The following is a 17,467-nucleotide window of genomic DNA, read 5'->3' as shown; positions in this document are numbered from 1 at the left end:
GCCATTACATTTTTCTCCCTACATTCTCAAACACGAACTCCACTACTGCAGAAAGTTCCTACAGTAGCATTCGGAAATGCCGCTTATCCGCATCGGAGGACTTCAAGATGCGGTACTCCATCCCACTGGCCACCGCGATCTGCTGAGCGAAGTCCTTTTTGGCCTGCACCACAGAGTCCTCAACCTGGTTGTCAGCCTTTACTTCAACGATTACATACTTCAGGCTTCCATCTGGTTCCTCACGCTGAAAAATGAAATCCGGATAGTAGCTTCGGACAGTGTGCGAATCGGGGTCGATGTACTGAATAAAAAAATCCGATTGGCCGTGCGTCAACATCCCGGTGAAATAGATTTTCTTCACCCGCTGCTCACGAAGCAGGTCCCAAAACAGCCAATTCTCAGAACCAGAATCGAAGCAGTAGGTGTCAAGGTGGAAGCTCTTGGAGCGTCCCTCCTCTTTGACCTGCTCGTCGCTCATTCGCACAATCTTGTCCTTTTCCGCAGACATCTCGTAATAGCCGGCGGAAGGAACTTTTATCAAATCGACCTCGTGCTCTTCGGTTTTCTGCGATTCATCAAGGTCGTATAATTGACGGAATAAACGCGGAATTATTTCGTCATAGAGTAGCTCGTTAAATTCATTGGCTATAGCAACCAACTCATCAGCACCTTCCTCAGTAGCATCGAGAAGCTCCTCGACGTCTAGCGGCGCAAGGTTCAGATAGCGGGACACCTCCGCAACCAACGATAGCCGTGAGAAAGTCCGCTTCTCCCGGCGCTCAGTCAAGTCGAAGGTCTGACTACCGGAGGCACGCGCCGCCTCAGGAGTTGCCAAACCTTCCTGCTGAATTTCTACCAGTCGATACTTTTCTACCAGCAAGTTCCAGCTCTCCTTATCAGCTCGGTTTAGGCCTAGAGGCTGACCGGGCACGAGCACTTTCTCCCGCATCTGATACTGTTTACGTACTCGTACTAACCTGATTTTGACAGGGGGCTCAACCACCCGAATTTGTACCCGCTCTTTATCCTTCCCAACTTTCTGTAACTCATCAGTACTAATATGGAAATTTTGCTGGAGTTCGTCGTTCAGGGTTTTCAGGTTGTCGTCCGACAGGAAAACATGGCCGGTATACTGGGCCTTACCGATGGCTCGCAAACAACGCATCGTGGCCTGCAGTACAAACACCTTAGATTTAGGTTCCCGGAAAAGGCCAACACCGAATAGCGAACGACAGTTCCATCCCTCGCGACCCTTATTTACAAGAAGGATGAATTGTTTCTCCGATTCTGCCTTGTCTAGCCTATTAAACTCCCGGATATCGTCGTTCGTGGTTAGCTTGTTGTCACCCACGTTAACCAGAATGCGCGAGGTTGGAATGCCGTGCTTAAGCAACACGCGCTCCACCGCCGGCCTCAGCTCGTTATTCAATTCGTCAATAGTGGCCGCGAAGAAGGCCAACTTTGGCAGCAGCCCCTCGGGTCGAATTTCGCCAGTTTCCTCCAAAAATTTCTCGATGGCTATATCGACAAATTCATCGGTCCGTGTGTTGGCATAGCCATGAAGCATCACATTCTTAAGAAAGCCCTTATCGATGGCGTCCTTTAGTCCGTAGGTGTAGACCACCTCTGGTAGCACCTCACGCCCGACGTAGGGAGTGCCGGTAAAGTTATAGCAGGCAACCACCCTGGTGCCCGACGCGCTAAGACTGGCGGACAAGATATCAATTGTAGTGCGCAGACTGGTATCAGTTGCCTTCGCTCCGATACCCATATCCTTTGCTAATGCCTTGCCAAAAGCGTGATGGGCCTCGTCGACATATATACCCAACTGCTCCAAGCGACGCAGCTTCTCAAATCGCTGGTTAGTAGTTAGCTCGCCCTCTTCCTCGGGCTGATCAAAATCGTAGAGATCCGCGGCGTCAGAATAGACGCCGGTTGTTCTCAGTGTTTGTCCGTTAGCCCCAAAAAGTTTGTCGACAGAAGACTTCTCTTTATGCTTGCGCTTTAGAATAATTTTCTGTGTGTTGGAGACGATAATATTGAAACGCGACCGGTCCAAAGTGTCGAGTGAGGTACCAGCTTCTTCAAGATAATGAAAGCGCAGGTGTGTGGTCAGGAAACTAACGTACTCTGGTGGCACCACGCACGTAAGGTCAAAGGACTCGATCTCCTTCAATGACTGCAGCACAGTCTTGTCAGGGGCAAACACCAGCGCATTGTGGCAATATCGCGCGTCTTTCTCGAATTTGTTGCCCAGCAGGAATTCATAGAAGATGCAGGTCGCCATCAGGATGGTTTTGCCGGTACCCATCGTTAGCGCAAAAATGTAGTTTGGGTAGGCACGCGAGTTCTTGCGCATTGCGGCGAATACAGCTTTGTACTGATCCTGTGTTATCTGGTCAAGTAAGTCTGCCTGGCCAGATTTATCTGACACGATTCCGCCTTCAGCCCGACCCCCGAATCGACCTTGCTTTTCGAACCACTGCTGAAAAATCTTTTCAACTTTGGCGTTACCAAGGAACTCCTTGAGGAAGATATAAACCTCTAACGCCTCGAATTGTGGCTGACGCAAGAAAGCCTTTGGATTCTTCTCTGGGTTGTTGAAATCCAGAAATTTGCGCGTCAGCTCTTTGTAATGCGTGCGGATCGTGCCTCGATTGGACTGATAGAATTGCCACAAGAATTGGAAGAAGGCGAAGTCGAGCGAGGCACTTTGGATTTTTCGCTTAGCCATTACTCAATTCTCCTTCCCACGACTCCGAGAGTAGGTCCGTGATCTTCACGCGGATGGTTCCAGCCTCGGCGGGTATCTTGTACACCCCTTTCACCATGTCTTTTTTACCGGGGATATCCACCACTGCGGGCTGTAACACTCCGCCATCGTAGTTCCAGTCGACTAACACGGACTCGACCAACTCTTTCCAGTCCTCAACCGACTCCTTTTGCAGCGAAAGTTTTTGCAGAAGGTTCATCGGGTAAAACTTCTCAATGACAAGCTCTCCATTCTTGATAACAACTTTCGCCTGCGCGTCGCGCTTGAACTCTAGATCAGCCTTGTCGCGTAAGATATCCACCACCTCTACATCGATCTTGAAGGGCTTGGCGGCAAACTCCAGTTGCGCAGCCAAATCTGGCTCGTGTCCCATGCAGATAAGGGCTATCTTCTCGACCGGCTGGTTAGGCCTCTCGTTCTGTTTACGTTCCCATGCCTTATAGTCGAAGCCCGCAACAAGCTCGTTCAGATCGGCACGAGTAGAGATGCGATTGACCGGCATGATCTTTACCATACGGCCATCTTTCTCACCATCGAATACGGTACTGAATTCTAACTTCTGTATTTCAAGCGCTTCGACAAGCAGTTCCTTAGCTTGAACGGGGTTGCGGAAAATATCGTAGTGGTTGACGTTATATACTTCGAAGCCGGTCCAACGGTCGTGCTCTTCATCTAGGTTTTTTTGTCGAACTTTATCGGCAACACCAATCAAGCGCCTTGTACTGGTCTGGATTGATCCGAGATTGATATCCGCACCAATAAATCTGCGACCGAGTTTCATCGCAGCAACCTGTGTAGTTCCTGAACCCATGAAGAAATCAAGTACAAGTGCACCCGGCGGAGTGGATGCCTCAATCACTCGCTTTAGCAGCGCTTCTGGTTTTTGAGTGGGGTATCCTTCTCTCTCTTGTGCTTGAGAGTTGATGGCTGGAATATCGGTCCAGATGTCTTGGATTGGATTTCCTTTGGCTTCATCTAAATACTGCTTTAGACGAGGCAGTCCTCCACCCGGGGGCCAAAAAATATAGCCATCTTCATCAAGCTTCTCAAGCTTCTCGACCGTGGTCCGCCAATGATTTCCGTTCTTAGCCACGTCAATTCCACGCCAAGGCTTACCAGTCGAACCGGCTCGTAGCCCCGCTGCAATTAGGCTTATTGGTTGGAACTTACGACCATCTGGATCGGCATAGCTAAAACGCTTTTTGTATTCCTCATCGTATGGCGTGGTGATGCCAGACCAATGAAAATTTGGCCCCTTAGTGTAGAAAAGTAATGTGTCATGGATCGGACCGTAACGTTTCGCACTATTATGTGACCCAGTACGCTTCCAAATCACATCATTCATGAAATTTTCAACCCCGAAAATTTCGTCTAGCAAGCACTTGATGTAGTGCACTCTGTGCGAGTCGCAGTGAAAGTAGAGTGAGCCTCCGTCCGTCAGCAACTCTTTGGCCAATATCATCCGCTCATAAATGAACTGTAAATATTCGTCATTGTTCCAAATATCGCTATATTGCTTTTCCTCGAATGGTGATGAGTCCGATGAAGCGCTTGCATTTTTAAGTCGAATCGATTTTTTGTATTCCGCCTTGGAATCAAAAGGCGGATCGATGTAAATTAAGTCTACTTTCCCACGAAACTCTTTCAGCAAGTGGCCCATCACCTGCAGGTTGTCACCCCAGAAAACCTTATTGCGCCAACCATTCACTTCTTCGCCGTGTACTTCCTTCAATTGCGCAGGATAGTACTGCGTTGATGTGAATGGTCGTTTGCCCCGCCAGTTAAGCATCGGATAGCCCCTGATCGGCTCAAACTCATAGTTCTCGACGTTGGTGGTTTCCCCATCGGGAGTGGCAATCTGAAGGCTTTCTTGCACAGGAGTACTTTTAGTCATATGTCTCAATTCCTGAAGTTCCAATTCTTGTTGTCGCAGTAGCCACGCATGTCGCAGCTCTGACACAGTTTTGTAGGGCGTGTTTCGATCTGGTAATCCTGGCTCTCGATACGTGCCACGATGTCATCAAAGCGCGCGATAGTATTCCCGATGGCCCGGTCATCCTTTGAAAAGGAGACGTAAGGGTTACCACCGTCTTCGCCCGTATAGTAAAGATGCATTCGGCTAACCCGCTGGCCCGTACGCTCTTCCACCAGATGGGCATAGACCTCAAGCTGGTGCTGATATTGGCGCAGCCGCTCCCGATCCTTCTCCATATCCGGCTTCTTCTCAGACTTGAAGTCGATGATTTCGACCGTATTGTTTTCGCCGCGGATCAAGTCGACACTGCCCTTCAATATGTACTGATCCTTGACAAGCGAAATATCGACCTCGGCCTCCTTGATGCGATCCCAATTTCCATTCTCGCGCTCGTAATAGCGCAATACGTGCAGCAACGCCGCCCGCTGCGAAGAAGGAGCAAGGTATACGCGCTCCTTCTTCGAGAGCATGGCGTAGTTTGCCGAGAACCAACCTTCAATGGCGTCTAAAGAAAGCTTTCCCTCTTCACCCCGCAAGACGCTCTTGTGGATGTCCTCGATAGTCTGGTGCACCAAGGTGCCGAACAGCATCGGACTTTCGCGAACAGGTGCGAATTCAAGCTCCTTGAAGAACCGGTACTGCTCGGCGCAGTTCTCGAACACCGTAATGTGCGATGTGAATGAATATTCGCGTTTGAGGTTGATCTGCTTCACCGCTTCGAAGGTCAGCCCTGAGAGATCAATGTCGCGCCAGTTCGGAAGCTCGTAAAACAGGCGCTGGAAATATTTGGAGGGCGACCTCCCCTGACCTTGCTTTTCCTGCGCAGCAAGCACTAGAAGATTCTGGGCGCGAGAGAAAGCGGTGTAGAACAGCCGCCAGAAATCGAACCTTTTGATATGTTCGAGTGGCTCAAAACGCTCTTTAGAGAGGTAGCCACCGTCTTCCAGCATCACATCCAGGGTGCTGTATTGCTTGCGCGGTACCGCTTCCAGCGAGCCGCAAACCACCACCGGGAACTCCAGCCCTTTGGACTGATGAATGGTAAGAAACGAGACGCAGCCCTTGGGCGCGTACTCTGCCTCGTCCTCGTATTCGCCGATACCACCGCTCAGGAGAAAGCGTAGGAATTGGTTGAAAAAGTCACGTAGATTTTTTTCCAGAAATTCCGGGTTGAGTACGCTGACATAGTGTAGGTACTCGAATTTAGTCAGCAACTTGGAAAAAGTGCCGAGGTTTCTCGCTGCACGTCCCTTATCAACCCCCTGCAATACTTCTTCACTAAGAAAACGCGAAAACAGAGGGAATTGCAGTAGCTGGTAAAACAAGCCCGAGAACGAGTAGTCAGTGTTCTGTGCTAGCACGGCGTGACGCTTGGCCAATGGCCGCGCCCAATCCAGCAATGGTTTGTTCTCCGGCTTCCGCAATTCGTCGGTGAACGGCTTGAAACACTGGTGGTCGTAGTAGTCCCAAATTGGCAGCGTAACGCCTTCGACCCACGCCCTCACCTTTGGAAACTGCGGGAATAGGAAAATCAGCGCACCGATCATCAAACGGATTTCTTCACGCTCGAAGAACATGTTCGAACGAGGCGAATAGACCGGCACCCCTTGTGCTTCGAGAAAACGCGCCAGCGCCACTGCCTTGTCACTTTTAACCGAGCGAAAAAGGAACGCCACCTGATTCCAGTCCGCGACCTGACCTGAGTCCTTCAAACCATTGAGGAACGCGAGAACCTCGGCGTTCCAGTTTGTGTTGCCCCCATCATCATCACCGGCTGCCAAGCGGACTGCCGTGGGCTGCTCTGTAAAATCGTCCTCTCGCGGCAAGATCTGCTTGGGAAAGCGAAACACGCGGGTACCATCGTCCCAAACCTGCTCCTTCATCCACTCGGTGTAGAAGCGGATGATGTCTGGGTGCGAGCGGTAATTGACAGTAAGTTTAACCTGCTTACATCGACCCTCACCGAATAGCGTAGGGAACTCCAAAATGTTGCGAATGGTGGCCCCACGAAAGCGGTATAGGCCCTGATCGTCATCCCCTACCACGCACAAATTTTGGTGCTCGCCTGCGAGTAACAGAAGAATGCGTTCCTGTATGGTGTTGGTATCTTGGTACTCGTCCACCATCAGATGTGTAAGCTTTTCACGCAATTGCACCAACACTTCGGGGTGCCTTTCTAGCAGCTGCAGTGCTTCGTATTGAATACCGGAGAAGTCGAGCGAGTTGTTCTCGTTCAGAAGATCCAGGTACTTACTGAAGCACGCCGCAAGGACGCGAATTTCTGGCTCTGACGCCGCCGCCAGTGTTGCTGCATCGAGCGCCTCTTCGCTGACTTTATTAAGCCACTTAAGTAAGCTCTCCGACTGTGCCCAGCGCCCCTTCTGGTCTTCACCCATTACTAAATGGGCATCGGGCATCTCACGAAAGTCCTTAATGCGCTGGTAAAGGAAGTACTGTTGGTCGAACTGGTCAAATAGCGTGAAGCTCCGCTTTAGCCGCGTGAACTCACGATAATCTTCCAGCAACCGCAGACAGATCGAATGGAAGGTACCAAGGTACATTTCGTTCAAATTGAACTGAATGCCCAGCTCGGCTAACCGATTCGAGATACGGGTGGTCAACTCTCGTGCAGCCTTGTCGGTAAACGTGACAACTAGCAGCGACTCGGGCTCGACCCCTTTTTCGGTTATTAAATAGACAATGCGCTCGACTAGCGTGAAGGTTTTACCCGATCCCGGCCCCGCAATGATTAGCACCGGGCCGTCTGTAGCCAGGATAGCTTTTAGCTGCTCAGGGTTGGCTTTGGACTGAAGGTGAGCAGCACCGGTAGTCATTCTGCCCCCTCGCTGTCATCTACCTTCTTGTTGATACGGGTGGCGATCCATTGATCCAGGTCACCCCGCCTAAACCGCCATGTGCCACCTAGCTTAAACCCGGGCAGTTTGCCGCTGGCAGCCAGACGGTATACCGTACGTTTGCCGGCCTTTAGATATGCAGCAACCTCATCAATCGTCAGAATTTCATCAGAGCGGTCACTCATCTGGTCACCTTTTAGCCGCTGCACCAAAGTTGGTCTGACGTGGAATCTTGTCATACGATGGCCTGATCGGGCAAACATGGGCAAACCTGGCAAGCCGAGAGCTGCCAAAAGGCCGTATTGAGGGGGAGCAGTGGCATCTAACTACGAAGCGATTTGCGACGAAAACCGGCGGCGCTATGGCACGGAAGGCGCTCAAAAGTCAGGGGCGCTGGCGGCGGGGTTGTATGACAATCAAACGCACTTCATTTTCGAACTGCTACAGAACGCCGAAGATGCCCTAGGTCGACGCGGCGCTTGGCAAGGGCCGCGTAAGGTCTCTTTTGAGCTGACTCCAACAACATTGACGCTTTCCCACTTCGGCAAGCCATTCGATGAAGCAGACGTCCGAAGCGTGTGCGACATTGCAGAGAGCACAAAGAACGAGGCGTCCATTGGACGCTTTGGACTGGGCTTCAAATCAGTCTACACGGTTACCGACCTGCCAGAGATTCACTCTGGTGAAGAAGACTTCGCTATCCAGGAATACGTCTTCCCCAGACAAACAACTCGAACGCGCCGCCAAAGTGACGAGACACAGATCATCCTGCCGCTCAGGGCTGAAGAACCAGATGTAGAACAGGACATCATGACAGGGTTCCGGCACCTAGGGCCCGGCGCACTGATGTTTCTGCGCAACGTCGAGGAGATTAGCTGGAGCGTCGAAGGTGGCGCATCCGGGCTCTACATGCGCAACCGGCCGGAGGCACTCGGGCAAAACGTCAAGCGCGTGACGGTCATCGGCCATGAAACCGGGCAAGTTGAGGTCGACCAGAGCTGGCTAGTATTCCACCGCGACGTCTGCTCGGAGGAGCAGAAGAAGATTGGCAGGGTGGAGATCGCGTTTTCTCTGGTCGAACCCAAGGATGCTGCAGGTCGTTGGGTCGTTCATCCCCTGGCCACCTCCCCGCTTGTGGTGTTCTTCCCGACTGTGGTGGAGACCCACCTTGGTTTCCTCGTGCAAGGCCCATATCGCACCACGCCCAGTCGGGAAACTGTTCCACCAAGCGACCCTTGGAACCAGTATCTGGTCATGGAAACGTCCAGTCTACTGGTGGAAGCGATGCGTTGGATGCGCGATGAAGCGATGCTGGATGTTTCGGCTTTTCGCTGTCTACCCATCGACCCCGAAAAGTTTCCTCAAGGATCGCGGTTTACGCCGTTATTCGATGCCGTCCGGGAGGCGTTTCAAGAGGAGGCTCTGCTACCAACTTTCGACGGCCGGTACGTGACCGCCCATCAGGGAAAGCTGGCGCGCACGCAAGAATTACGTGAACTGTTCAGTGCAGACCAGATTGCGGCGCTGTTAGATCCTGCGGTCACTGCATGGTTATCAGCTGATATTACACAGGATAAGGCACCCGAGGTCCGCCAGTATCTGATGCGCGAACTCGACATAGACGAGATCACGCCAGCCAGACTCATACCGAGCCTAAACAAGCAATTCCTTGAAGCGCAGCCCGACGAGTGGGTGCTGCAGCTATACGAGTTTCTGAATGGCCAGGAGGCTGCGGCACTGCGTCGCCGCCTCGATACCATTCCACTAATCCGTCTTAATGACGGATCCCATGTAGTCGCGCGCGAAGACGGCATGGCCAACGCATTCCTACCCAGCGATATCACTACAAATTTTCCCACTATTAGCCGTGCGGTATGTTCGACACCCGAGGCGATATCGTTCCTGAGCTCACTGGGTATCACCAAGCCTGATCCAGTGGATGACGTAATCTGGAATATTCTGCCGAAGTATCAGCACCAAGAAGTGAGCGTGGATGACGATGCTTACGCGGCGGACATCGAGCGAATCCTATCTGCTTTCAAAACAGATTCAGGTAAACAGAAGGAAAAGCTCCAGGCAGCCCTACACGAAAACAACTTCGTAATGGTGATTGATAGTGGGGATGGCGCGACCTATGTCGCCCAGCCCAGCGCAATTTATATTGCCACTGAGCGCCTGCAGCAACTTTTCGCCGGCGTACCCGATGTACTGCTAGTCGACAACGAGTATGAATGTCTTCGCGGTGAGGATATCCGCAACCTTTTGGTGTCATGTGGTGCTAGCCGCTACCTAACCCCCGAGGCAACACCGTCACAACTAAGTTACTCCGAAAAGGAAAAGCTCCGAAAAGAAGCCGGCCTTGAGCGCGCTAGCTGGGAGACCGAACCACAAGACTTCACTCTTCGGGGGCTGGAAGAGCTTTTAAAGCTCTTACCAACTCTGCAGCACAGTGAAGCGGTAACTAAAGCAACGGTACTTTGGGAAGCACTGATAGATCTTGAAGGGCGCGGAACCGGGGCATTTTATGGTTCTTATGAATGGAGCTACTACCGTGAAACAAAGAATGCACGATTTGACGCGGCCTTTATTCGAATGCTTAACCAGATCGCCTGGGTGCCCAACGGCCATGGCGAACTGACTACGCCGAGTCAAGTGATATTCGACACCCTTGGCTGGAAGCCCAACCCCTTCCTGCAGACCAAGATTGCCTTTAAGCCGCCAATCATCAATCAGCTGGCCAAGGAAGCTGGTATTGATCCAGAAATTCTAGATCTGCTTCGAAGAGATCCCGCTATCGTTGCAGAGCTCGCATCCCGATTAACGCCCAGTCCAGTACCAGAACCGAACAAACCGACAGATACGGAACCGGAAGCCGACGCGCCACCCGACATCGACGTATACGACGATGCCAATGATTTGTATGGCGATGATATGCCAGATATCCCGCCAGGAACCCCTGACCCCGATGGAGGCGACACAGGTGGATCTGGTGGATCTGGTGGATCTGGTGGATCTGGTGGATCTGGTGGGTCTGGCGGGTCTGGCGGGTCTGGCGGGTCTGGCGGGTCTGGCGGGTCTGGCGGGTCTGGCGGGTCTGGCGGGTCTGGCGGGTCTGGCGGGTCTGGCGGGTCTGGCGGGTCTGGCGGGTCTGGCGGGCCTCGTGGGTCTGGTGGCCCAGGGAAAAGAAAGCCTGGGCACGCGGGAGGACGGCCATTCATTTCCTACGTCGGCGCACATCCGGATGACAATGAAGCCGATCCTGATGGCCTCGATCAATCGGCGCGGATGCAGATCGAAGCGCACGCCATCAATCTAATCACTAACCTTGAGCCGACACTATTTCGAACGCCAGAAGGCAACCCCGGGTTTGATCTTTATGAGGCCGACAGCACTGGCAAGCAGATTCGATGGGTTGAAGTGAAGTCGATGACGGGGAGCCTAGAAGATCGCCCCGTGGGCCTGTCATACACCCAATTCGACTATGCACGCGAAAAAGGCGATGCATATTGGCTGTATATAGTCGAACACGCGACCGATCCAGCACAAGCCCGCGTGCTCAGAATTCAGAATCCCGCTGGCCAAGCTCGAACATTCACGTTCGACTATGGCTGGAGCCAGATAGCCAGAACTGATTCGCCCCGTTGATCGGCACAGCGGCGTGCGTTCAACGGGTGTTGCTACGCAACTGGCGCCAAGCCACGACTTGGAACTTACCTAATTATTTCAAGAACCTTTTTATATGCTGTGATTGAATTTAAAAAAAGAAGGCGAAATGGTTTTTAGCTGGAAGACAAAAGCATTCTATAGAGAGCATGATTTTGATTCATACAGATCTACTGGACAAGGCGGAGTAATACCGCTCTCGAAGATCGCGACGCTCTGAACTGAGAGTGCCTCTTTGCGTTCTGGTGCTAGCCACGTGCATGACGTTTCCTTATTCTCAAATTTCTTGACCGTAATTTGTCTATTGATTTCGAAAAAACGGAGCGATAGATGGGCGGGATATTTAGCGGAAGAAAACCTTCAAGAACGGCAAAACCTTTCCCCGAACAGTTCGTGGCACTCGATATCCGAAAACTCCAGAAGAGCGACGGGCTCAAGCCCGGGGCAGCGTACAACCTGCATATGTACAACCAAGGCAAGAAGTGCGGGATATTTTCGATAGTCGTTTACGACGACTGCTTGGAACTCAAATACAGCCCATTTGATAACCAAACAAACCTGTTTCCGTACCAAACCATCGGCATCGCTCGAACCGCCTGTCATTTTGGCGGTGATCGTCCTTGGTTTCTTTGCCCAGGTGACCAATGCAGTAAAAGAGTGGCAATTCTCTATGGACCGAATTCGATGCTCTGTCGGCATTGCTGGGGGATCGCTTACCAGAGCCAGCGAGAAAACCAAATTCAGCGAATGTTCCGAAAACTCCGGTCAATCGAAGCTAGCTACACCGGCCGGCCAAACAACTCTGCGCCCAAGGATCGAACGCGTCCAAAAGGAATGCACATTCGCACGTTTGAGCGATTGCAGGAAAAGCATCAACGCATGTTTACCGAAATGCAGTTCGCTCAAATAGAGGAGTTTAGGAGATTGGACGACATACTATCCGACTGGGCCTGATCGACTGAAAACCTCAGAACTCCAACACAAACTGGCGCGACTTCACGACAATTAAGACATCGAAATGGAGAGTTTTTTTCGATGAGGGGGATGGGAGGCCTGCTGATTTAAAATCAGGCAGTTACAGGAGATTGGTTCGCCCCGTAGAGCCAGATTATGAAGCCTCTAATCAGTCAGCGAACGCCTGAATGTTCACTATTTCTCTATTGATAGGTAGGAAGGAAGGTACAGAAATTACTCTTCCCTAAGATGCTGATTATTGGAAAAAAATGGCGGTGGGCCAGGGATTCGAACCCCGGGAAGGCTATTAACCTTCGGCGGTTTTCAAGACCGCTGCATTCAGCCACTCTGCCAGCCCACCGTTTTTTCCATTACTGCCTTGCGACAGCGGTGAGCATGATACCGGAATTGCCTCAGCTGTCAACGCCCCCAAAACACCGCGAGGGGTTTTTTCCGCATTACCGCCATTTAATGGAATCCATAGGCAGGTTTACGGTCGTAAATGATTGAAAGTTACGTAGCTGACATTATTATGGGACAATAGAACTCAGAATCGTCATCAGTGGAGATGAGAATGGAGAACAGACATATCAACAGTCAACAAGGCACCTATGCGGCGCCTCACGCCGGAACGTCGACAGGTATCAATGCCGACGTCACCAAAGTGTTGCGCAACACCTATACCCTGCTCGCTATGACACTGGCGTTCAGCGCGGTGATGGCAGGTGTGTCGATGGCCGTTGGACTGGGTCGCGGCGCGAGCTTGCTCTGCAGCCTGGGCGCTTTGGCGCTGATCTGGCTGGTACTGCCTCGTACCGCTAACAGCTCCAAGGGCATCGCTGTCGTTTTTGCCTTCACCGGCCTCTTGGGCCTGTCGCTCGGCCCGATCCTCACCTACTACCTGTCGATGTCGAATGGCGGTAGCATTGTGATGCAGGCTCTGGGTGGAACCGCATTGGTTTTCTTCTCGCTGTCGGCTTATGTGCTGACTACCAAGAAGGATTTCAGCTTCATGGGCGGCTTCCTGTTTGCCGGCCTGATGGTTGTGATCTTTGGCATGCTGGGCATGTTTGTAGCCTCCATGTTCGGTGTCGAAATCAGCGCGTTCAGCCTGGCACTGAGTGCAGCAATCGTTTTGCTGATGTCCGGCCTGATCCTGTTTGACACCAGCCGCATCGTGAACGGCGGTGAAACCAACTACGTGATGGCAACGACAGCGCTCTACCTGAACATCTACAACCTGTTCACGAGCCTGTTGCACCTGATCGGCGCCTTCAACGACGAATAAAACGTTGCTGGCATTGGACAGAAAAGCCCCGGCTCTGGCCGGGGCTTTTGCTTTCTGAACGTTTTCATGTAAAAAAAACTATGCGCGAACAAGCCTCCGAATCTTTCACTCTGGTGATAACCGGCGCTCCGTATTCATCTCAGGCGCCTCAAACCGCACTCGCCTTCGCCAAGGCCGCCGTCGCAAAAGGCCATAGAATTGACCGGGTCTTCCTTTACGGGGACGGTGTTCACCTGGCGTCTTCACTGGCAACACCACCATCAGACGAAACACACTGGCCGAATGCCTGGGCTTCTTTCCTGGATGACCATCAAGTAGCCGGCGTTGCATGCGTCGCTTCAGCCCTCCGTCGGGGCCTGATCGATGAAGGTGAACAAAAGCGCTACCAATTGGCATCCAATAACCTGCTCTCACCCTTTGTGATCGCGGGGCTCGGCGAATGGGTCGAGGGTACAATCAAATCCTCCAAGACCTTGTATTTCCACAGCGGGAGTTAACGCATGACAACGCTCATCGTGATCGACCAAGCGCCCTACGGTAACTGGGCCGGCCGCGAGGCGCTGGACATGGCTTTCTCGCTGGCAACCTTTGATCAAGAGGTGAGCCTGCTGTTCACTGGGGCTGGCGTGAACTGGCTGCGCAAAGGCCAGGCGCCGGAGGCAATCGGGCAAAAATCAGCCGAAAAAAATATCACCGCAGCGCCCATTTTCGGTATCGACAAAATTATGGCTGATCAGGTTTCCTGCGAGCGCTACGGCCTCGCCCAGGATGAGCTTATTGCGGGCACAACGATCACCAAAAGCAGCCACGATCTGCTTGCCAGCTACACCAGTATCGTTTTCTCAAACTGATTTCTCTTTAAGATGGCTAAAATGAGCGACATCCATACCTTACATATCCTAAACAAGACGCCGGAGCATCCCCGGTTCAACGAGTGCCTGGCCATGCTCGGGCCGGAGGACGCGCTGGTCTTGACGGAAAACGGGGTCACCGCCCTTCCTGTGACGCAGCAGTTGCCGCTGCACTCGGTGTTTGCCATTCAGTCAGACCTAGAGGCACGCGGACTTCCCGCCGACGGAAGTGCTGCGTCAACTCTGGATTATGAGGGACTGGTCGATCTGACTCTTCAAGCGAAACGCGTAATCAGCTGGTGATCCGCATGGCAATTGATCAAAACCTACCTGTAAGAAATAACGAGGGTTTTCTGGAGGACGCCAACGCCTGGACTCATGAGGTGGCAGAGCTGATTGCTGAAGAGGACGCAATTGAACTTTCAGAAAATCACTGGGAGATCATCGACTTTCTGAGATTCTTCTACACCAAGCACGAAATCTCTCCACCTTCCAACCGACTGTTTGTTAAAGCCGTTCGGGAAGCCCTGGGTGAAGAGAAAGGTAATAGCATCTACCTGATGCAGTTATTTCCGGGCACTCCGGCCAAAACCGCCTGCCGGATTGCCGGCCTGCCCCGGCCCACCAACTGCCTCTAATCCTCTTTATCGGCCTTTGGTGAACGAGGTGTGCGGCGCTCTAAATCATCGGCATTGCCAATAAAGCTGCTCAGGCCGTTCTCGAACAAAGCAGATCCGAATTTTCGAAACTGCCGGGTGGATTCCTTCAGGGTTCCATCCAGCGCGGTCTCCGGTATTTCCCGAAAAGCCTCCCGGACACCTCGCTTCACACCCTGACTCACCTTTAGCTCAATATTCTGGGAAGCCTCGATCAGCTGCTCAACCTTCCGGTCCAGATGGGGCCGCACAACAAGCAGCCAAACGCCAAGCAACACAAGCGCCACGACGGACCCCGTCACCAGAGCGATGACTGCAATGAACGTCCAGTCAGACATGTCCGGCCTCCCGCACCTCAGCCTGAGAATTGAAAATAGGTCAGTGAAATAAACTGGGCTATTCCAGCAACTGCACCGAAAAGGCCGCCAACAAACATCAGTAGCAGCTCCTCCTCACGGAAGGCTGGACGAAGGATATCCTGAAACTCGGCCGGCCCAAGCGCCTTGAGTTGAGACGACAACACATCAGCGACCACCGGCGCACGCTCCCGATTGAACTCCGGGTCACTAAAAACCTCTTTCGTTGCCTTTACCGCTTTCTGGTTCATCACCTTCTTCAGTTCGGTGTAGCCGGCCATCCCCACACTGACTTGCGCCGTCAGCTTCATAATCATCGAATCATCGAGCAATGGCCGCAGATGCTTCTGGATAATAGCCCGGGTTCGGTCACCACGGTGCCCGTTCAGCATTGCGTCAGCCACTTTTTCAACCGTGATCAGCTCATCAGCCACCAACTGAGCCCAAACCTCGGCAATTTCCGGCTGGCGCCGCAGAAACAACCCCTGAATTGTCCAGAACAGGAACCGGCGAGGGCGAACCGGCGTAAAGATCAGATTGATCGCCAGCCAGTTGGTCAAAAAGCCAACCAGAAATCCACCGACCGGTAGTATCCAGGGTTCCGGGAAACGCGTCCAAAGCGGAATAAGCGCGGCCCCTAACAACCCCCCAAGGAGCGCGCCGCAATTGACTACCGAGCGCAACTCCACGGCCCCCGCCTGCTGAAAAATGCGATTCATCAGATCCGGATGCTTTTCCAGCTCCTTACTCAGAAGCGCCTTGAGATCCACCAGGTCGTCGAGATCGTCCCCAAAGTCTTCAACCAGCTCTTCAACACGATTGGGCAACTGCTGCCTCGCCCACTGGTAAATGCGCCGTTTCACGAAGAGCGGCAGGTTGTCCCATAGCACCGGCTGGATTTCGTACATGATTTCATCAATGTACTCGTCCATGCGAGGCGTCACCTGGGAAATAATCTGCTCCACAATACGCTGGGGCTCGAGTTTCTCGTAGACGGCGTTCAGGTCGCCAAACTGCTGCATGGTTCGGTCCACACAGATGTGAGCCATTTTTTCAGATTTGCGGGGAATCACACCCTGCCAGCCAATAGCGCCCAATCCGATAAAGCGCACGGGATAGAACGACATCTTGATGGCCAGCCAGTTGGTCGCCCAACCAATCAGGCCCGCGACTATCGGCAGCAAAAGAAGCGTTGCGTCGGACAAAAGAAACCCCGGTAAGAGAATGACGTGCCAGCCATTAAGGGAAAGACCGCCGAAATTCAGGCCACAGGCTTATGCAGTCGGGCTTTACCTGAATCATGTGGGAAAGGCCAAATCGGGACATTGGCCGAGCCGCCAGCCCAACACCGGTAATACGGCAGCCAGACACAAAAAAAAACGCCGGTAGCGAAGCACTACTGGCGTTTTTCAATCAACCACCCGATTTACTGGTAGTAGGCGTTTTCGGTATTGGTGTGGTCGGTGATGTCCCGAACACCGGTAATCTCCGGAAGACGTTCTTTCAACGTCGTTTCAACCCCCTGCTTAAGGGTCAGGCTGACCGCGGAACAACCCTGGCAACCGCCACCAAAGCGAAGTACGGCCACGGACTCATCGACGATCTCGACCAACGACACCTCGCCGCCGTGAGCGGCCAGGTTTGGATTGATCTCCGAGGCCAGAATGTAATTTACCCGATCCGGCAGGGGCGCATCGTCAGAGACATTCGGCACCTTCGCGTTCGGCGCCTTGATGGTCAGCTGGCCACCCATCTGGTCTTTCGAGTAATCGACAAATGCCTCTTCCAGAAACGGAACCGAACTGTGGTCCAGGTACAGGGTGAACTTGCCCAGATCCAGCTGCTCGTCAGTTGGAACAATTTCATTGGGTGGGCAATAGGCCAGGCAGGTCTCAGCGTTTTTCGTGCCGGGCTGAGTCACGAACATACGGACACCCATGCCTTCTACATCCTGCTTATCGATAAGTTGTGCGAGATAGTCCCGGGCGGGATCTGTCACAGTTACCATTGCCATGTTTTCAACCTGTCTGAATGTTTCAGATATTCTAAGGGACTCACTCGGAACATGAAAGACCAAGTAAAATACTAGGTCTTTT

Annotated in this window: 14 protein-coding genes and 1 tRNA gene; 7 read left to right on the top strand and 8 right to left on the bottom strand. The window is 52.5% G+C overall.

The window, feature by feature from the left end; translation table 11 throughout:
• Positions 1 to 58: 58 nt before the first annotated feature.
• Genes LPB19_RS11380 through mads1 form a run of 4 tightly spaced genes read right to left on the bottom strand, consistent with a single transcriptional unit; the run spans position 59 to position 7,788 of the window.
• Positions 59 to 2,734, bottom strand: coding sequence for a TnsA endonuclease N-terminal domain-containing protein (locus LPB19_RS11380; RefSeq protein ID WP_206643019.1), 2,676 nt, complete (start codon positions 2,732 to 2,734; stop codon positions 59 to 61).
• Positions 2,727 to 4,667 (bottom strand): site-specific DNA-methyltransferase, encoded by a 1,941-nt coding sequence (locus LPB19_RS11375; protein ID WP_206643018.1) that lies wholly within the window; start codon positions 4,665 to 4,667, stop codon positions 2,727 to 2,729. Before LPB19_RS11375 ends, LPB19_RS11380 begins: the two co-directional genes overlap by 8 nt.
• 5 nt (positions 4,668 to 4,672) lie before the next feature.
• On the bottom strand, positions 4,673 to 7,582 hold the full coding sequence (locus LPB19_RS11370) for an ATP-dependent helicase (protein WP_206643017.1): 2,910 nt from the start codon (positions 7,580 to 7,582) through the stop codon (positions 4,673 to 4,675).
• Positions 7,579 to 7,788, bottom strand: coding sequence for a methylation-associated defense system helix-turn-helix domain-containing protein MAD1 (gene mads1 / locus LPB19_RS11365; protein ID WP_206643016.1), 210 nt, complete (start codon positions 7,786 to 7,788; stop codon positions 7,579 to 7,581). The genes LPB19_RS11370 and mads1 overlap by 4 nt, the downstream gene beginning before the upstream one ends.
• 130 nt (positions 7,789 to 7,918) lie before the next feature.
• On the opposite strand from mads1, the gene LPB19_RS17110 reads away from it, so the two are divergent.
• Positions 7,919 to 11,248: a sacsin N-terminal ATP-binding-like domain-containing protein gene (locus LPB19_RS17110; protein WP_228289099.1), complete on the top strand. Its 3,330-nt coding sequence runs from the start codon at positions 7,919 to 7,921 to the stop codon at positions 11,246 to 11,248.
• Positions 11,249 to 11,596: 348 nt separating this feature from the next.
• A complete protein-coding gene (locus LPB19_RS11350; protein WP_206643013.1) occupies positions 11,597 to 12,220 on the top strand; it encodes a hypothetical protein in 624 nt (207 codons plus the stop codon).
• A gap of 270 nt (positions 12,221 to 12,490) precedes the next feature.
• Here the strand turns inward: LPB19_RS11350 and LPB19_RS11345 are convergent.
• Positions 12,491 to 12,581, bottom strand: a tRNA-Ser gene (locus LPB19_RS11345).
• A gap of 213 nt (positions 12,582 to 12,794) precedes the next feature.
• Between LPB19_RS11345 and LPB19_RS11340 the strand changes: the two genes are divergently transcribed.
• From LPB19_RS11340 to LPB19_RS11320, 5 genes are all read left to right on the top strand, one after another.
• Entirely contained in the window at positions 12,795 to 13,508 is a 714-nt protein-coding gene (locus LPB19_RS11340) for a Bax inhibitor-1/YccA family protein (protein ID WP_206643012.1), read from the top strand.
• Between the two features lie 80 nt (positions 13,509 to 13,588).
• Positions 13,589 to 14,005, top strand: coding sequence for a sulfurtransferase complex subunit TusD (gene tusD, locus LPB19_RS11335; protein WP_206643011.1), 417 nt, complete (start codon positions 13,589 to 13,591; stop codon positions 14,003 to 14,005).
• A gap of 3 nt (positions 14,006 to 14,008) precedes the next feature.
• The gene (locus tag LPB19_RS11330) at positions 14,009 to 14,359 is read left to right on the top strand and encodes a DsrE family protein (RefSeq protein ID WP_206643010.1); all 351 of its coding nucleotides are present in this window, start codon (positions 14,009 to 14,011) and stop codon (positions 14,357 to 14,359) included.
• Positions 14,360 to 14,380: 21 nt separating this feature from the next.
• Positions 14,381 to 14,662: a sulfurtransferase complex subunit TusB gene (gene tusB, locus LPB19_RS11325; protein WP_206643009.1), complete on the top strand. Its 282-nt coding sequence runs from the start codon at positions 14,381 to 14,383 to the stop codon at positions 14,660 to 14,662.
• A gap of 5 nt (positions 14,663 to 14,667) precedes the next feature.
• Entirely contained in the window at positions 14,668 to 14,997 is a 330-nt protein-coding gene (locus LPB19_RS11320; protein WP_206643008.1) for a TusE/DsrC/DsvC family sulfur relay protein, read from the top strand.
• Here LPB19_RS11320 and LPB19_RS11315 read toward each other — a convergent pair.
• The 3 genes from LPB19_RS11315 to nfuA all read right to left on the bottom strand — a co-directional run bounded on the left by LPB19_RS11315 (position 14,994) and on the right by nfuA (position 17,385).
• Positions 14,994 to 15,353 carry a hypothetical protein gene (locus LPB19_RS11315; RefSeq protein WP_206643007.1) on the bottom strand — a complete coding sequence of 120 codons (360 nt, stop codon included), beginning with the start codon at positions 15,351 to 15,353 and terminating at the stop codon, positions 14,994 to 14,996. The two genes, LPB19_RS11320 and LPB19_RS11315, sit on opposite strands and share 4 nt — an antisense overlap.
• Positions 15,354 to 15,370: 17 nt before the next feature.
• A complete protein-coding gene (locus tag LPB19_RS11310; protein ID WP_206643006.1) occupies positions 15,371 to 16,576 on the bottom strand; it encodes a DUF445 family protein in 1,206 nt (401 codons plus the stop codon).
• Between the two features lie 221 nt (positions 16,577 to 16,797).
• Positions 16,798 to 17,385, bottom strand: a complete 588-nt coding sequence (gene nfuA, locus LPB19_RS11305) for a Fe-S biogenesis protein NfuA (RefSeq protein ID WP_206643005.1) — start codon at positions 17,383 to 17,385, stop codon at positions 16,798 to 16,800.
• Between the last annotated feature and the right edge of the window lie 82 nt (positions 17,386 to 17,467).

The sequence above is a fragment of the Marinobacter salinisoli genome (assembly GCF_017301335.1).
In the GTDB taxonomy this organism is placed as follows: domain Bacteria; phylum Pseudomonadota; class Gammaproteobacteria; order Pseudomonadales; family Oleiphilaceae; genus Marinobacter; species Marinobacter salinisoli.
Note: the sequence above shows the minus strand (reverse complement) of the source record. Positions and strands in the feature narration are given on the sequence as shown.

Coding starts and splice junctions, on each gene's coding strand:
- LPB19_RS11380 (WP_206643019.1), bottom strand. CDS start 2,734: ATGGCTAAGCGAAAAATCCAAAGTGCCTCGCTCGACTTCGCCTTCTTC.
- LPB19_RS11375 (WP_206643018.1), bottom strand. CDS start 4,667: ATGACTAAAAGTACTCCTGTGCAAGAAAGCCTTCAGATTGCCACTCCC.
- LPB19_RS11370 (WP_206643017.1), bottom strand. CDS start 7,582: ATGACTACCGGTGCTGCTCACCTTCAGTCCAAAGCCAACCCTGAGCAG.
- mads1 (WP_206643016.1), bottom strand. CDS start 7,788: ATGAGTGACCGCTCTGATGAAATTCTGACGATTGATGAGGTTGCTGCA.
- LPB19_RS11350 (WP_206643013.1), top strand. CDS start 11,597: ATGGGCGGGATATTTAGCGGAAGAAAACCTTCAAGAACGGCAAAACCT.
- LPB19_RS11340 (WP_206643012.1), top strand. CDS start 12,795: ATGGAGAACAGACATATCAACAGTCAACAAGGCACCTATGCGGCGCCT.
- tusD (WP_206643011.1), top strand. CDS start 13,589: ATGCGCGAACAAGCCTCCGAATCTTTCACTCTGGTGATAACCGGCGCT.
- LPB19_RS11330 (WP_206643010.1), top strand. CDS start 14,009: ATGACAACGCTCATCGTGATCGACCAAGCGCCCTACGGTAACTGGGCC.
- tusB (WP_206643009.1), top strand. CDS start 14,381: ATGAGCGACATCCATACCTTACATATCCTAAACAAGACGCCGGAGCAT.
- LPB19_RS11320 (WP_206643008.1), top strand. CDS start 14,668: ATGGCAATTGATCAAAACCTACCTGTAAGAAATAACGAGGGTTTTCTG.
- LPB19_RS11315 (WP_206643007.1), bottom strand. CDS start 15,353: ATGTCTGACTGGACGTTCATTGCAGTCATCGCTCTGGTGACGGGGTCC.
- nfuA (WP_206643005.1), bottom strand. CDS start 17,385: ATGGCAATGGTAACTGTGACAGATCCCGCCCGGGACTATCTCGCACAA.